Origin of the sequence: Citrobacter sp. XY323 (assembly GCF_025106035.1) — a bacterium.
Classification (GTDB): domain Bacteria; phylum Pseudomonadota; class Gammaproteobacteria; order Enterobacterales; family Enterobacteriaceae; genus Citrobacter; species Citrobacter braakii.
Genome location: NZ_JANYUK010000006.1, coordinates 244,766 through 259,584, shown reverse-complemented (window position 1 = coordinate 259,584; position 14,819 = coordinate 244,766). Strand labels below are relative to the sequence as shown.

Sequence of the window (14,819 nt, the reverse complement as noted above, 5' to 3'; positions counted from 1 at the left end):
TAAACCAATTCTGAATAACAACGTAATTTAATGTCACTACAATTGCAGCAATGCAACATCGCTATTACATTGTGCTTTCCCAAAATCATTAGCCTGCCTGGCGTTTGCCCGGTTAACTGAGGATCGATCGTTGTCAGAACTCATCTCCATTACTCTGTTTCTCGCTTCAGTGCTGATTTACGCCTGGAAAGCGGGTCGCAATACCTGGTGGTTTGCTGCCACGTTAACGGTGCTGGGGATTTTTATTGTCTTGAATATCACGCTGTATGCCAGTGACTATTTCACCGGCGACGGTATCAATGACGCGGTTCTGTACACGCTGACCAACAGCCTGACCGGCGCGGGAATTGGAAAATATATCTTACCTGGCGTCGGGATTGCGCTGGTCCTGACGACCGTTTTTGTCGCTCTCGGCTGGATTCTGCGCCGCCGTCGCCATCATCCGCATCATGTGGGTTACAGTCTGCTGGCCCTGCTGCTGGCGCTGGCCTCCGTAGATGCCAGCCCGGCGTTTCACCAGATAACCGAACTGGTAAAGTCGCAGTCGCGCGATGGCGATCCGGATTTCCCAACCTATTATAAAGAGCCGTCAAAAACGATTCCCAACCCGAAGCTGAACCTGGTTTATATCTATGGCGAAAGCCTCGAGCGCACCTATTTTAACAACGACGCGTTCCCGGATCTGACCCCGGAACTCGGTGCGTTGAAAAACGAAGGTCTGGATTTCAGCAATACCATGCAACTGCCGGGTACCGATTACACCATCGCTGGCATGGTCGCCTCCCAGTGCGGTATTCCGCTGTTTGCGCCGTTTGAAGGCAACGCCTCGGCGTCGGTCTCCAGCTTCTTCCCCAACAATATCTGTCTGGGCGATATCCTGAAAAACTCCGGCTATCAAAACTACTTTGTGCAGGGAGCCAACCTGCGCTTTGCCGGCAAAGACGTGTTCCTGAAATCTCACGGTTTTGATCATCTCTACGGTGCGGAAGAGTTAAAAAGCGTGGTTGCGGACCCAGCCTATCGCAACGACTGGGGCTTCTACGACGATACCGTGCTGGATGAAGCATGGAAAAAATTCGAAGAGCTTTCACGTTCGGGCCAGCGCTTTTCACTGTTTACGCTGACCGTGGATACCCATCATCCAGACGGATTTATCTCACGTAGCTGCAACCGTAAACGTTATGACATCGACGGGAAGGCCAACCAGTCCTTCAGCGCGGTCAGCTGCAGCCAGGAAAACATTGCCGAATTTATCAATAAGATCAAAGCCTCACCGTGGTTCAAAGATACCGTTATCGTGGTTTCTTCCGATCATCTGGCGATGAACAACACCGCATGGAAGTATCTGAACAAGCAGGATCGCAACAACCTGTTCTTCGTGCTGCGCGGCGACCAGCCACAGCAGGAGACGCTGGCGGTGAAGCGTAACACGATGGATAACGGGGCAACGGTACTGGATATTCTCGGTGGCGATAACTTTATCGGTCTTGGCCGCAGCAGTTTGTCGAGCGAATCCGTGTCTGAAGTGTTCCTGAACATCAAAGAAAAAATGCTGGCGTGGAAGCCCGATATCATCCGCCTGTGGAATTTCCCGAAAGAGATGAAAGAGTTCACCGTCGACCAGGACAAAAACATGATCTCTTTCTCCGGCAGCCATTTCCGCCTGCCGTTGTTGCTGCGCGTATCGGACAAACGCGTCGAGCCGCTGCCGGAAAGCGAATACTCGGCCCCGCTGCGCTTCCAACTGGCAGATTTCGCGCCGCGAGATAACTTTGTCTGGGTTGATCGCTGCTACAAAATGGCGCAGCTATGGGCCCCGGAGCTGGCGCTCTCCACCGACTGGTGCGTATCGCAAGGCCAGTTAGGCGGACAGCAAATCGTGCAGCACGTCGACAAAGCCAAATGGAAAAGTAAAACCGTGTTTAAAGACACGGTGATCGACATGGAGCGCTACAAAGGTAACGTTGATACGCTGAAAATTGTCGATAACGACATTCGCTACAAAGCCGACAGCTTCGTCTTCAACGTGGCGGGCGCGCCGGAAGAGGTTAAACAGTTTAGCGGCATATCACGCCCCGAATCCTGGGGGCGCTGGTCCAATGCGCAGCTCAGCAAAGAGGTGACCATCGAGTACAAGGCCCCGCTGCCGAAGAAATTCGATCTGGTCATCACCGCGAAAGCCTTCGGCGACAATGCCAATCGTCCTATTCCCGTGCGCGTTGGCCGCGAGGAACAGACGCTGGTGTTAGGCCATGATGTCACTACCACAACCTTGCATTTTGATAACCCGGCAGATGCCGATACGCTGGTGATTGTCCCGCCCGATCCGGTCGCCACCAACGAGGGCAATATTCTCGGCCACTCGCCGCGTAAGCTGGGGATCGGGATGGTTGAAATCAAAGTGGTCGCTCAGGGCTCGTAACATGAAATGGCTGATGGCGCTTCGCTTATCAGCCTTACAGCCAGCCGCATTTATTGTCTGAAAAAAAACAGCGCCCAACACCACACCGGGCGCTGCATGGCAACCTTATTCCAGACTTTTCACTGTCTGGCGCATACCCTGCACCAGAATCATTTCCAGGTTTGCCGTCACCTGCCCGGCAAGCCCCGGCAGCAACGTCAAATCTTCACCCCAGTGCGCCGCATCGCCGAGCACAGTATCCACCAGTTCACGCAGCGTTAAATCTTTGCCAACTCGCGGCCACAGACTGGCATACAGGCTAACCCACTGCTCATCATCCTGTATCGGATAGCGTTCTCCCTCCCGCTCTGCGCGATAAAACGCCAGCAGCGCCGCGAGGGCGAACGTTAACCGCACGGGCCAGCGCCCATTTTGCTGGCCCGCCAGCAGTTGCGGCAAAATTCGGGTACGGAATTTGGTCATCCCGTTAAGCGCAATGGAAAGCAACTGGTGACGGATGTAGGGGTTTTGAAAACGCCCGCTCACCGCGTCGGCAAATTCACGCAGTTCATCCGCCGGGAGATCCAATACCGGTATAATTTCCTCGCTAATCGCCCGCTCGATAAAGTGACGGACATCGGCATCCTGCATCGCTTCGCCGACGGTCTCCAGGCCACACAGCCAGGCCACCGGCACCAACGCCGTATGCGCGCCATTGAGAATGGCGACCTTACGCTCTTTGTACGGTTTAATATCGCTCACTACCCGAATGTTCAGCGGGCACTGCGCCAGATTCAGCTCCTCGGCCAGCCACTGCGGCCCCTGAATCACAAACAGGTAAAAATGCTCCGCGGTATCGAGAAACGCATCGTGATAGCCAAGCGTAGCTTCCAGCGCGGCGGCTTCTTCTCGCGGGTAGCCGGTGACAATGCGGTCGACCAGCGTGGAACAGAAGGTGTTTGCCGTCGCCACCCAGTCGGCAAACGCCGGGGGAAGCTGCCACTCCTGCGCATACTGCAGTACCAGCGTTTTGAGCGCCTCGCCGTTATAGTCGATAAGCTCGCACGGGATAATGACCCACCCCTTATCCACTGCGCCCTCAAAATGATTAAAACGCTCCAGCAGCAGACGTGTCAGTTTAGCCGGAAAGCTTACCGGCGGCGCATCATCGACCCGGTCTGCCGCGTGATAGCTAATTCCGGCTTCGGTGGTATTTGAAAACACAAAGCGAATATCCGCATTGTGGGCCAGCGCCAGATACGCCGCGAAGTCCTGATACGGATTGATTTCGTTATTCACCGAACGGATCAGCCGCGCCTCGCTCACCGCTTCGCCCTGCGAGTTTAGACCGCGAATAAGCGTGGTATACAGCCCGTCCTGGGTATTCAGCGACGGTGGAAAATCACTATTGATCGGGCGAACGATGGTCACGCCAGCGTTCAGAAAGGTTTGCTCGTTGAGGATATCCAGTTGCCAGTCGACAAACGCTCGCAGGAAATTCCCCTCACCAAACTGGATCACGCGCGTTGGGTAGCTTGCCCCCGGAAAATCACGTCGATTCAATGTCTTCATCGCATTTACCCTCTCAGAACGTGATCACGCCTTTAATCAGCTCACGGTTGTTAATCACATCCCGTTCGTAGATTTCTGCCAGTGTGGCAAACGCGTAACGGTGCGTGAGCATCATGTCGGCGGTCAGTTTGCCTTCCGACATCAGGCGGCCAACTTTGGCGAAATCTTCCGGTGTGGCGTTGCGACTGCCCATCATGGTGGTCTCTTTCTTGTGGAACTCCGGATCGGAGAACTGCAAATCGCCTTTGAATAGCCCAACGAAAACAATGCTGCCGCCATGGCGAATCAAATTCACCGTGTTGTTCATCGCATGCTGATTGCCCGTGGCATCAATGACCTTTTGCGCCAGCGAACCGCCAAACTGGTCACGCAACTGCGCATCAAAATCTTCTGCAGACGGATCGATAACCGGGAGCCCCAACCGGGAAACCACATGCTCCCGGCGAGCCGGACTGGTATCGGCGACCACCACCTGTGCGCCATCGGCTTTGGCAATCGCCGCCGCGCCCAGACCAATCGGACCGGCACCGACCACCAGCACCTGCTCACCCGGAGCCACCACCGCCCGGCGTACCGCATGCGCACTAATGGCATAAGGCTCAATCAGCGCCGCCGCCTGCGGATCAATTCCCTGCGCATCCAACAGGTTGGTGACCGGTACGGACAGGTATTCGCTGAAGCCGCCATCCTGATGCACGCCAATCACCGAAATCTTCTCGCAGCAGTTAGTGCGCCCGCTCAGACAGGCCGGACACTGCTGGCAGGCCACGTAAGGAATAACCGCCACCTGCTGACCATTTTTCAGATTCTGTATATTTTTGCCCAGCCCGACAATTTCCCCACATATTTCATGACCCAGCACACGTGGATAGCTGAAAAATGGCTGATTGCCGCCCCAGGCATGAATATCGGTACCGCAAATCCCGACTGATTTAATTTTTATTAATGCTTCACCCTCACCCGGAATAGGTATTTCACGCGTTTCCCAGTGCATTTTTTTGGGTTCCTGACACACCAGGACATTCATTGTTGCCATCATATTCTCTCCCATATTTTCTGTTGCAACAGATATCCTGGAAAAAGCCTCTAAAAATAAACGGGTGACATAACTTGTGAAACTCAACGCATTAAAATGTTTTAAATCGGGTTTTAATGCTCAAAAAGGAGGGAGCCATGAGTCGTTCGCAGAACTTACGTCACAATGTGATTAACCAGATGATTGACGATATGGCACGCGGTCATATTCCTTCACCGTTGCCATCGCAAAGTGCGCTGGCCGAGATGTACAACATCAGTCGCACCACGGTACGCCACATGCTGAGCCATCTCAGCGAATGCGGTGTGCTGACGCAGGTCGGCAGCGATTACGTCATTGCCCGTAAACCCGATCATGATGATGGCTTCGCCTGTACCACCGCCTCCATGACTGAGCAAAACCGGATTTTTGAGCAGGCTTTTTTCACCATGATCAACCAGCGTCAGCTACGCGCAGGCGAGAGTTTCTCCGAACTACAGCTTTCCCGCGCGGCTGGCGTAAGCCCAGTCGTTGTCCGGGAGTTTCTTTTAAAATTTGGACGTTACAATCTAATCCAAAGTGAAAAACGTGGTCAGTGGAGCATGAAAAAGTTTGATCAGACCTATGCCGAGCAACTGTTCGAACTACGTGAAATGCTGGAAACGCACGCGTTACAACGTTTCCTTAACCTTCCAGCCGATGACATTCGCTGGCAGAAAGCCCGCGATCTTCTTGACCATCATCGCACCCTGCGAGACACGATTGGTGACAACTATCGTATGTTTTCCTCACTGGACAGAGAGTTTCACACGCTACTGCTGAGCGCGGCAGAAAATGTTTTCTTTGACCAGTCGCTGGAGATAATCTCGGTTATTTTTCATTTTCATTATCAATGGGATGAAAGCGATCTTAAACAGAGGAATATTATTGCGGTCAATGAGCATATGACCATTCTTAGCGCGTTAATCTGCCGTAATGATTTTGGTGCCACCACCGCTTTACGCCAACATCTGCAAACAGCCAGACAGACCATGGTTCACTCGATTAATACCTCTGGTTAAATACCGATTAAAAACAATAAAGCATTACCACTACCACAAAATCACCCAAAAAACGCCACCTGGTGGTGATGAGATAATAGGCTCTAAATCTTCACATAGAAAATAGACCTGCGAGTTGGGCAGTATAACAAAATAAGCATCAACCTGACCGGACTATCATTCCCCTATCGTAATGTGAATTAATTCCGCAGTTCCCACGAAACTGGAGAGCAATGATGAGTAAAATGATAAAAAAAGGAAATAAGTTACTGGCATTTGCAATGGGTTCAATAATCGCAACAGCCTCCCTTACGGGTTCTGCCTTTGCCGCGGCTGAATATACATTAAAAGTCGCTTATGAAAACAACCCAGGAGAACCTTTTGATCAAGCCATTCATGAATGGGCGCGCCTGTTCAGTGAACAAACTGCCGGAAAAGGTGAATTAGTCCCTTATCCCAGCTCTCAGTTAGGTTCGAAGAAAGATGTAATTGAACAAATGAAGCTGGGAAGCCCGTTGATAACCTTGGCCGATGGTGCCTTCTTCTCTGACTATGTGCCGGATTTCGGCATCATGTTTGGCCCTTATCTGGGTAATGATTACCAGGATATTTTCAAGTTGAATCAGTCGGACTGGTACAAGGATTTGGAAAGCAAACTGGATGCGAAGGGACTCCATATCATCACGAAAGACTGGTTATATGGTTCCCGTCACATGTTAACCAACAAAATGGTTAATAAGCCGGAAGATCTGCAAGGGCTGAAAATCCGGGTACCGAATAACCGTATTCAGATTGAAGGGATGAAAGCGATGGGCGCAACGCCAACGCCACTCCCACTGGCAGAAGTTTATACCTCGTTAAATTTAAAAATTATTGATGGCGCAGAAAATCCAATTCCCGTGTTATATGGACAAAAACACTATGAAGCGGCCAAATACCTTATCCTGACAGGGCATGTCGAAAATGTGACGAATCTGGTCATGGGAAGTCGCACATACAAAAAGCTGCCACCTGACATTCAAATCGCGTTGATCGACTCGGGTAATAAAGCAGGTCAGTATCTGACAAATCTGGTCCTGAAAGAAGAGAAGAGCCTGATAGAAAAAATGAAAAACGAGGGTGTTACCGTTGTTGAAGTCGATCGCACGTTATTCCGCAACGCTTCAAAATCTTTCTACACGAAATTTCCGGAATGGCCCCCCGCTCTATACGAGAAAACGCAAGAAATCATTGCTAAATAACCGTCAGGTTGCGCAGGTTTATCACCTGCGCAACCCCCAAAGAACCGGGATAAAACTGACAGAGAGGCGGTCGAAGAGATACCGCGCCTATCTGATAAACATGTCATTTTAAAGGAATTGCTATGTTCGGTTTTTTCAACAGATTTAGCGATATATTAGCCGGTGTTGCAACCAGCGGAATTGTACTGATAACAATCCTGGCCGTTTTCATGCGCTGGTTGCTAAACTCTCCGCTAATCTGGGGAGAAGAAGTACTCATTATTTGTTATATATGGCTCATTATGTTAGGTGCCGCTTCTGCCATGCGGTTGCGTATGCATGTGAGTATCGATGCATTAACTGCAATGCTACCCGAAAAATTACAGCTTATCTGCACCCTCTTCACGCACATTATTTCTATTATAGCGCTATCTACATTCGGTTATTTGGGCTATGAGCTGTCTTTAATCGCAGAGGATAAGATAACCCCTATCCTCGGGGTTTCTTATTTATACATTGACTTTGCCGTGCCAACCGGAGCTGGGATCATGGTCATTTTCTGTCTACAACATCTTTGGCAAGATATTAAAAAAATGAAAAACAGGGAGGTCGCATGTCAGTAGCCATTGCCTGTATTGTTTTACTATTTCTGTTCATATTGAACACGCCAATTTTCATCAGCGTTCTGGTTGCGATTCTGATTTATTTCTTCATGGCAGGTGATATATCGCCCTTAATTGCGATTCAGCGCATCATCGGCGCAGGTGAAAACGTCACGCTATTGGCAATTCCCTTTTTCATTCTGCTGGGTAATCTCCTCAACTATACGGGAATTACTCACCGGATGTTAAAGTTTACGGGAGTTCTCTCAGGTCATTACCCTGGCGGACTGGCGCAATCCAACGTCCTGCTGAGTACCATGATGGGAGGGCTATCAGCCTCAAACCTCGCCGACTGTGCGATGTTGTCAAAAATGCTGGTACCCGAAATGACGAAACTGGGATACAGCAAAGGATTCTCTACCGCAGTAACGGCCGCAGGATCGTTAATAACGCCGATTATTCCCCCTGGCATTGCTTTAATTATTTATGGCTTTGTCGCCGATGTTTCTATCGGCAAGATGTTTATGGCGGCGATTATTCCCGGCCTGCTGTGCTGTGTCGCATTGATGACTGCCATCTACCTGATATCGAAAAAGCGCGGTTATTTGCCCGCGAGAAGCCACGGCCCAACCGTCCGTGAACTTTGGGAGGCGGGAAAAGGCGCAACATCAGCGCTGGTACTTATCCTGGTGATTATTGGCGGGATTCGTTTTGGTATATTCACACCGACAGAAGCGGGTGCTATCGCCGTACTTTTTGTCATTATCGTCGGTACCCTTTTCTATCGGGAAATGACCTTAAAAGATATCGTTGCTTCTGTACTGGAAACAGCACGCTCAACGGCAAGCGTAATGCTCATCATTATGACCTGTTCTGCATTAGCATGGATTTTGACCAATGAGCAAATTGCGCAGAATGTTGCTGTCCTGATGACAGGATTCTCAGATAATCCTTATCTGTTTCTTCTGATCGTTAATGCGGTACTGTTATTTCTTGGTATGTTCATCGAAGGGAATGCGGCGATTATCGTCCTGGTGCCGCTCCTGATGCCCACAGTAAAAATGCTGGGAATCGATCCTATTCAATTTGGTGTCATGATGATCCTAAATTTAGCCGTGGGATGCCTGACACCGCCTATGGGTACGGTTATGTTTGTGGCAACGTCGATCACCGGAACCAAAATTTCAGAATTTATTCGCGAAGTGATACCGTTATTTATTGCGCTCCTGGTCGTACTCTTGATGGTGACGTTTATTCCGGCCCTCACCACTTTTTTACCCAGTTTGTAAAAGTGCCCTCAGCAGAGGGCACACAGAGTGAGCGCAAAAATCGCCTGATGGGCCTGGCTCTTAGAACGTTTCCCAGTTATCCCCGGCATCCGTTGCCGCAGCTTTACGCGGCTGGACCGTTGAAACTGTTTTAGCAGCAGCAACGTCACGCGCGCGCTGTTGGTCATGCTGAATACGGAACACGGCAACGGCCTGGGTCAGACGGCTGGCCTGCTCTTCCAGCGCCGCAGCGGCGGCGGCGGATTCTTCCACCAACGAGGCGTTCTGCTGCGTCACACGATCCATCTCAGCAACGGCCAAACCAACCTGGTCGATACCGCGGCTCTGTTCATCAGAAGCAGAGGCAATTTCACCCATGATATCGGTCACGCGGGTTACCGCATTGACGATCTCATCCATGGTTTCACCAGCGCTTTCTACCAGCGTTGAACCCACATCCACACGACTGACCGAGTCTTCAATCAGGCTCTTGATCTCGCGCGCGGCCTGCGCACTACGCTGGGCCAGGTTACGAACTTCACCCGCAACCACCGCAAAACCACGGCCCTGCTCGCCCGCACGCGCAGCTTCTACCGCGGCGTTGAGCGCCAGAATGTTGGTCTGGAAGGCAATGCCGTCGATGACGCTGATAATGTCGGCGATTTTCTGCGAACTGGAAGCGATGTCACGCATGGTTTGCACCACGTTATCCACCACTTTCCCGCCTTTCTGCGCGGTTTCAGAAGCGCTCAGGGCCAGATGGCTAGCCTGACGCGCGTTTTCGGCGTTCTGCTTCACGGTCGCCGTCAGCTGTTCCATGCTGGCTGCGGTTTCTTCCAGAGATGCAGCCTGCTGCTCGGTACGCGAGGAGAGATCGTTGTTGCCCATCGCAATCTCGCTGGCCCCGCTATAAATCGCGTTGGCACCGTTACGCACATCACCCACGGTGTTCATCAGCTCACCCTGCATATGACGCAGGCTTTCCGCCAGTTGGCCAATCTCGTTGGAACCTTCCACCTCAATACGCTTCACCAGGTCGCCGCTGGCGATATGACGAATGCTGTCGATCAGACGGTTCATTGGGGAGATAAGAGTCAGTTTGATGCCGAACCAGACCGCAATAATTGCCGCCAGTACGGTAATCAGCACACAGACCAGTACCCACATCGCCTGACTGTAAGAGCTGTTGTTATCTGCTACCGCAATGTCATACAGGTGATCGTTCTGCTGCATGTAGTTGATGTATGTCTTCTCAAAACCATCCTGATAGCTCTGCGTGGGTTGATCAAAGAACGCGTTGATCTTCCCGTCACCCAGTAACTGGATCAGCTCCGCCAGCGCGCCGTGATAGATGTCATAGGTGCGGTTGATCTCCTGGAACGCGGCTTCGCTTTGACGCGGATCGCGCGGGAGCGACTCGTAAATCGCCCAGTTTTTTTCCGTCAATTTCAGCGCCGTGCTGGCTACCTGCATCAGCTCAGCAACGGTCGCACCGCTGCCGATATTGTTCTGATCCATCATGTAGCGAATACCCGCCCGGTTCAGGGTATTACGCGTTTGCAGCAGCTCAACCCAGGTGGCGTTCAGCGCAGACTGCTGCTGGCGAATGGTTTGCAGAACGGTAAAGTTCTCTTTGTCATTCTTAAGTGAGTTAAAAAACAAGCCGCCGGAGGCGAGCTGTAAAAGGCCAAATAGCGCCAATACCAGCAGTAAGCTGGTAACAATCTTCATTCGTTTTAACATGTTTTCTCTTTCCGCTAGACAGATGTCAGAATTTTCGGCCTGGAAAGGGAAAACTTTATGAAATTTGTGCTAGTTGAATCGATCTCAGCATCGACGATTCGTCGATCCACGCCGTCTGCCAAAGCGCTAAGCGGGTTTATTAGTGATCTCAATCACATAAATTCCCCCACTATCCCCCATTGCTTACCGCTCACTGACACTTGGGACCGCTTAAGCTGACATATAACCGCTCACTTATTTACCTTACTTTACGCGCGTATTTCTCTGGCAAGATCCCCCCAACATAGCAGTCAATTTACCTCCTCAAACACAAGATCAAACCCACGCGGCTTCGGCCAATTATTAATTAGATACCAGGTTTTACTATGGATACGAAAAAGATATTCAAGCACATACCCTGGGTGATTCTCGGAATCATCGGTGCATTCTGCCTCTCGGTAGTGGCATTACGTCGGGGTGAGCACATCAGTGCCCTGTGGATCGTGGTCGCCTCAGTTTCTGTTTATCTGGTGGCCTATCGTTACTACAGTCTGTACATCGCCCAAAAGGTGATGAAACTTGATCCGACGCGTGCCACGCCGGCGGTCATCAACAATGACGGTCTGAACTACGTTCCAACCAACCGTAACGTATTGTTTGGCCACCACTTTGCCGCTATCGCAGGTGCGGGTCCGCTGGTTGGGCCGGTACTGGCCGCGCAGATGGGCTATCTGCCCGGTACGCTGTGGCTGCTGGCGGGTGTCGTGCTGGCCGGTGCGGTGCAGGACTTCATGGTGCTGTTTATCTCTTCACGCCGTAACGGCGCATCTCTGGGTGAGATGATCAAAGAAGAGATGGGCCCGATCCCGGGAACCATTGCGCTGTTTGGCTGCTTCTTAATCATGATCATCATCCTCGCGGTACTGGCGCTGATCGTGGTGAAAGCGCTGGCTGAAAGCCCGTGGGGTGTGTTCACCGTCTGCTCAACCGTACCTATCGCGCTATTCATGGGGATCTACATGCGATTCCTGCGACCGGGTCGTGTGGGCGAAGTGTCGGTGATTGGTATTGTGCTGCTGGTTGCGTCTATCTACTTCGGCGGCGTGATTGCTCACGACCCGTACTGGGGCCCGGCGCTGACCTTTAAAGACACCACCATTACCTTTACCCTGATCGGCTACGCGTTTATCTCTGCGCTGCTGCCGGTATGGCTGATCCTCGCGCCGCGCGACTATCTGGCTACCTTCCTGAAAATCGGCGTTATCGTCGGTCTGGCGGTGGGGATTGTTATCCTCAACCCGGAACTGAAAATGCCGGCGATGACTCAGTACGTTGATGGTACTGGTCCGCTGTGGAAAGGCGCTCTGTTCCCGTTCCTGTTCATCACCATCGCGTGTGGTGCGGTCTCTGGCTTCCACGCGCTGATCGCTTCTGGTACCACACCGAAGCTGCTGGCCTGTGAAACCGACGCGCGCTTTATCGGTTACGGCGCCATGCTGATGGAATCCTTCGTGGCGATTATGGCGCTGGTTGCTGCATCTATCATCGAACCGGGTCTGTACTTCGCAATGAACACCCCGCCTGCGGGCCTTGGCATCACCATGCCGAACCTGCATGAAATGAGCGGCGAGAACGCCCCGCTGATTATGGCGCAGCTGAAAGACGTAACCGCACATGCGGCGGCGACCGTCAGTTCCTGGGGCTTCGTCATTTCGCCTGAGCAGATCCTGCAGACCGCGAAAGACATCGGTGAACCGTCCGTTCTGAACCGCGCAGGTGGCGCACCGACGCTGGCCGTTGGTATCGCTCACGTGTTCCACAAAGTGCTGCCAATGGCTGATATGGGCTTCTGGTACCACTTCGGTATTCTGTTTGAAGCACTGTTCATCCTGACCGCACTGGATGCCGGTACCCGTTCTGGCCGCTTTATGCTGCAGGATTTACTGGGGAACTTCGTTCCGTTCCTGAAGAAAACCGACTCTCTGGTTGCGGGTATCATCGGTACTGCGGGCTGCGTAGGCCTGTGGGGTTACCTGCTGTATCAAGGCGTTGTTGACCCGCTGGGCGGCGTTAAGAGCCTGTGGCCGCTGTTCGGTATCTCTAACCAGATGCTGGCTGCCGTGGCACTGGTTCTGGGCACCGTGGTACTGGTTAAAATGCAGCGCACCAAATACATCTGGGTTACCGTTGTTCCGGCTGTATGGCTGCTTATCTGCACCACCTGGGCGCTGGGTCTGAAACTGTTCAGCACCAACCCGCAGATGGAAGGCTTCTTCTTCATGGCGAATCAGTACAAAGAGAAGATTGCTAACGGCGGCGAACTGACCGCTCAGCAGATTGCCAACATGAACCACATCGTCGTCAACAACTACACCAACGCAGGCCTGAGTATTCTGTTCCTGGTGGTGGTGTACAGCATCATTTTCTACGGGTTCCGTACCTGGCAGAAAGCCCGCGCCATCAACGGTCGCTCTGATAAAGAGACGCCGTATGTACCGGTGCCGGAAGGCGGCGTGAAGACCTCTTCACATCACTAACCGTATTCAGCCCCGCTTCGGCGGGGCTTTTCGCTTATCAGGATTGTTTATGTTTGGTACTTTAGGTCAGGCAAAAAAATACCTCGGTCAGGCGGCAAAGATGCTGATTGGCATTCCGGACTACGACAACTACGTCGAGCACATGAAGACCAACCATCCCGATAAGCCGTACATGACCTACGAAGAATTCTTCCGCGAGCGCCAGGAAGCCCGCTACGGTAGCGGCGGAAGCAGTTGCTGTTAGAAGGAGAAATGAATGACCCCGATTGCAGTTACCCTACTCACCGGTTTTCTTGGCGCGGGTAAAACCACCCTGCTGCGCCATATTCTCAACGAGCAGCACGGCTATAAGATTGCCGTTATCGAAAACGAATTCGGCGAAGTCTCGGTGGACGATCAGCTGATTGGCGACCGCGCCACGCAGATCAAAACCCTGACCAACGGCTGCATTTGCTGTACCCGCTCCAGTGAGCTGGAAGACGCACTGTTAGATCTGCTCGACAACCTCGACAAAGGCGCCATCCATTTCGACCGTTTGGTGATCGAGTGCACCGGCATGGCCGACCCCGGCCCGATTATCCAGACCTTTTTCTCCCATGAAGTGATTTGCGAACGCTACCTGTTGGACGGTGTGATTGCGCTAGTTGACGCGGTACATGCCGACGAGCAGATGAACCAGTTCACCATCGCCCAGTCGCAGGTGGGCTACGCTGACCGCATCCTGCTGACCAAAACCGACGTGGCGGGTGAAAGCGAGAAACTGCGTGAGCGCCTGGCGCGCATCAACGCCCGCGCCCCGGTGTATACCGTCACGCATGGTGATATCGACCTCTCCTTGCTGTTCGATACCAACGGTTTCATGCTCGAGGAGAACGTGGTCAGCGCCAAACCACGCTTCCACTTTATCGCCGACAAGCAAAACGATATCTCCTCGATCGTCGTCGAGCTGGATTACCCGGTAAACATCAGTGACGTGTCGCGGGTAATGGAAAATCTGCTGCTGGAATCTGCCGAGAAGCTGCTGCGCTACAAAGGCATGCTGTGGATTGACGGCGAACCGAACCGTCTGCTGTTCCAGGGCGTTCAGCGCCTGTACAGCGCCGACTGGGACCGCCCATGGGGCGACGAGCAACCGCACAGCCTGCTGGTGTTTATCGGCATTAACCTACCGGAAAACGAGATCAGAGCCGCGTTTGCGGGATTGAAGAAGTAACCCTCATTCTGGATTGCCCGATGGCGCACAGCTTTCGGGCCTACAATTCCCCACCATGTCTCAAAACCTACGCCCACAGACCGGACAAGGTGCAGCCGCCATCCGGCATATATTCCCAACCGTTTGTCGCACTCTTACCGACGGAGAACGCTATTTTTTCTCCCCCCTCATAAAACATTCATTAGGATGATCATTAATGCCCAAAAATCACCGAAAATTATAAAAAACC

General features: G+C 52.2%; 11 protein-coding genes. 8 read left to right on the top strand and 3 right to left on the bottom strand.

The genetic code is table 11. The features are described 5' to 3' along the window. The first annotated feature begins 130 nt into the window (after window positions 1-130). Complete coding sequence (gene opgB / locus N0B36_RS10750; RefSeq protein WP_047500100.1) at window positions 131-2,422, top strand: phosphatidylglycerol--membrane-oligosaccharide glycerophosphotransferase; 2,292 nt, start codon at window positions 131-133, stop codon at window positions 2,420-2,422. A gap of 105 nt (window positions 2,423-2,527) precedes the next feature. Here opgB and N0B36_RS10745 read toward each other — a convergent pair whose 3' ends face one another. Together N0B36_RS10745 and N0B36_RS10740 are read right to left on the bottom strand one after the other, a co-directional pair. Next, window positions 2,528-3,973, bottom strand: coding sequence for a tagaturonate reductase (locus tag N0B36_RS10745; protein WP_259687771.1), 1,446 nt, complete (start codon window positions 3,971-3,973; stop codon window positions 2,528-2,530). Between the two features lie 13 nt (window positions 3,974-3,986). After that, window positions 3,987-5,009 (bottom strand): zinc-binding alcohol dehydrogenase family protein, encoded by a 1,023-nt coding sequence (locus tag N0B36_RS10740; RefSeq protein WP_259688179.1) that lies wholly within the window; start codon window positions 5,007-5,009, stop codon window positions 3,987-3,989. Window positions 5,010-5,146: 137 nt separating this feature from the next. Between N0B36_RS10740 and N0B36_RS10735 the strand changes: the two genes are divergently transcribed. From N0B36_RS10735 to N0B36_RS10720, 4 genes are all read left to right on the top strand, one after another. Beyond that, a complete protein-coding gene (locus N0B36_RS10735; RefSeq protein WP_080859408.1) occupies window positions 5,147-6,049 on the top strand; it encodes a GntR family transcriptional regulator in 903 nt (300 codons plus the stop codon). 212 nt (window positions 6,050-6,261) lie between these two features. Beyond that, entirely contained in the window at window positions 6,262-7,269 is a 1,008-nt protein-coding gene (locus N0B36_RS10730; protein ID WP_259687769.1) for a C4-dicarboxylate TRAP transporter substrate-binding protein, read from the top strand. 122 nt (window positions 7,270-7,391) lie between these two features. Next, a complete protein-coding gene (locus N0B36_RS10725; RefSeq protein ID WP_080859410.1) occupies window positions 7,392-7,871 on the top strand; it encodes a TRAP transporter small permease in 480 nt (159 codons plus the stop codon). Then, window positions 7,862-9,139: a TRAP transporter large permease gene (locus N0B36_RS10720; RefSeq protein ID WP_080859411.1), complete on the top strand. Its 1,278-nt coding sequence runs from the start codon at window positions 7,862-7,864 to the stop codon at window positions 9,137-9,139. Before N0B36_RS10725 ends, N0B36_RS10720 begins: the two co-directional genes overlap by 10 nt. A gap of 60 nt (window positions 9,140-9,199) precedes the next feature. Here the strand turns inward: N0B36_RS10720 and tsr are convergent, their stop codons facing one another. Continuing rightward, on the bottom strand, window positions 9,200-10,861 hold the full coding sequence (gene tsr, locus N0B36_RS10715; protein WP_259687767.1) for a methyl-accepting chemotaxis protein: 1,662 nt from the start codon (window positions 10,859-10,861) through the stop codon (window positions 9,200-9,202). A gap of 365 nt (window positions 10,862-11,226) precedes the next feature. On the opposite strand from tsr, the gene btsT reads away from it, so the two are divergent. The 3 genes from btsT to yjiA are packed head-to-tail and all read left to right on the top strand — an operon-like array spanning window position 11,227 to window position 14,590. Further along, window positions 11,227-13,377 (top strand): pyruvate/proton symporter BtsT, encoded by a 2,151-nt coding sequence (gene btsT / locus N0B36_RS10710; protein WP_003830033.1) that lies wholly within the window; start codon window positions 11,227-11,229, stop codon window positions 13,375-13,377. A 49-nt stretch (window positions 13,378-13,426) separates the two neighbouring features. Beyond that, the gene (locus N0B36_RS10705; protein ID WP_003830038.1) at window positions 13,427-13,621 is read left to right on the top strand and encodes a YbdD/YjiX family protein; all 195 of its coding nucleotides are present in this window, start codon (window positions 13,427-13,429) and stop codon (window positions 13,619-13,621) included. 12 nt (window positions 13,622-13,633) lie between these two features. Further along, the gene (yjiA, locus tag N0B36_RS10700) at window positions 13,634-14,590 is read left to right on the top strand and encodes a GTPase (RefSeq protein ID WP_259687765.1); all 957 of its coding nucleotides are present in this window, start codon (window positions 13,634-13,636) and stop codon (window positions 14,588-14,590) included. The last annotated feature ends 229 nt before the right edge of the window (window positions 14,591-14,819 follow it).

Excerpts from the sequence above, each read along its gene's own strand:
- N0B36_RS10745 (WP_259687771.1), bottom strand. The coding sequence starts at position 3,973 with ATGAAGACATTGAATCGACGTGATTTTCCGGGGGCAAGCTACCCAACG.
- N0B36_RS10740 (WP_259688179.1), bottom strand. The coding sequence starts at position 5,009 with ATGGCAACAATGAATGTCCTGGTGTGTCAGGAACCCAAAAAAATGCAC.
- N0B36_RS10735 (WP_080859408.1), top strand. The coding sequence starts at position 5,147 with ATGAGTCGTTCGCAGAACTTACGTCACAATGTGATTAACCAGATGATT.
- N0B36_RS10730 (WP_259687769.1), top strand. The coding sequence starts at position 6,262 with ATGATGAGTAAAATGATAAAAAAAGGAAATAAGTTACTGGCATTTGCA.
- N0B36_RS10725 (WP_080859410.1), top strand. The coding sequence starts at position 7,392 with ATGTTCGGTTTTTTCAACAGATTTAGCGATATATTAGCCGGTGTTGCA.
- N0B36_RS10720 (WP_080859411.1), top strand. The coding sequence starts at position 7,862 with ATGTCAGTAGCCATTGCCTGTATTGTTTTACTATTTCTGTTCATATTG.
- tsr (WP_259687767.1), bottom strand. The coding sequence starts at position 10,861 with ATGTTAAAACGAATGAAGATTGTTACCAGCTTACTGCTGGTATTGGCG.
- btsT (WP_003830033.1), top strand. The coding sequence starts at position 11,227 with ATGGATACGAAAAAGATATTCAAGCACATACCCTGGGTGATTCTCGGA.
- N0B36_RS10705 (WP_003830038.1), top strand. The coding sequence starts at position 13,427 with ATGTTTGGTACTTTAGGTCAGGCAAAAAAATACCTCGGTCAGGCGGCA.
- yjiA (WP_259687765.1), top strand. The coding sequence starts at position 13,634 with ATGACCCCGATTGCAGTTACCCTACTCACCGGTTTTCTTGGCGCGGGT.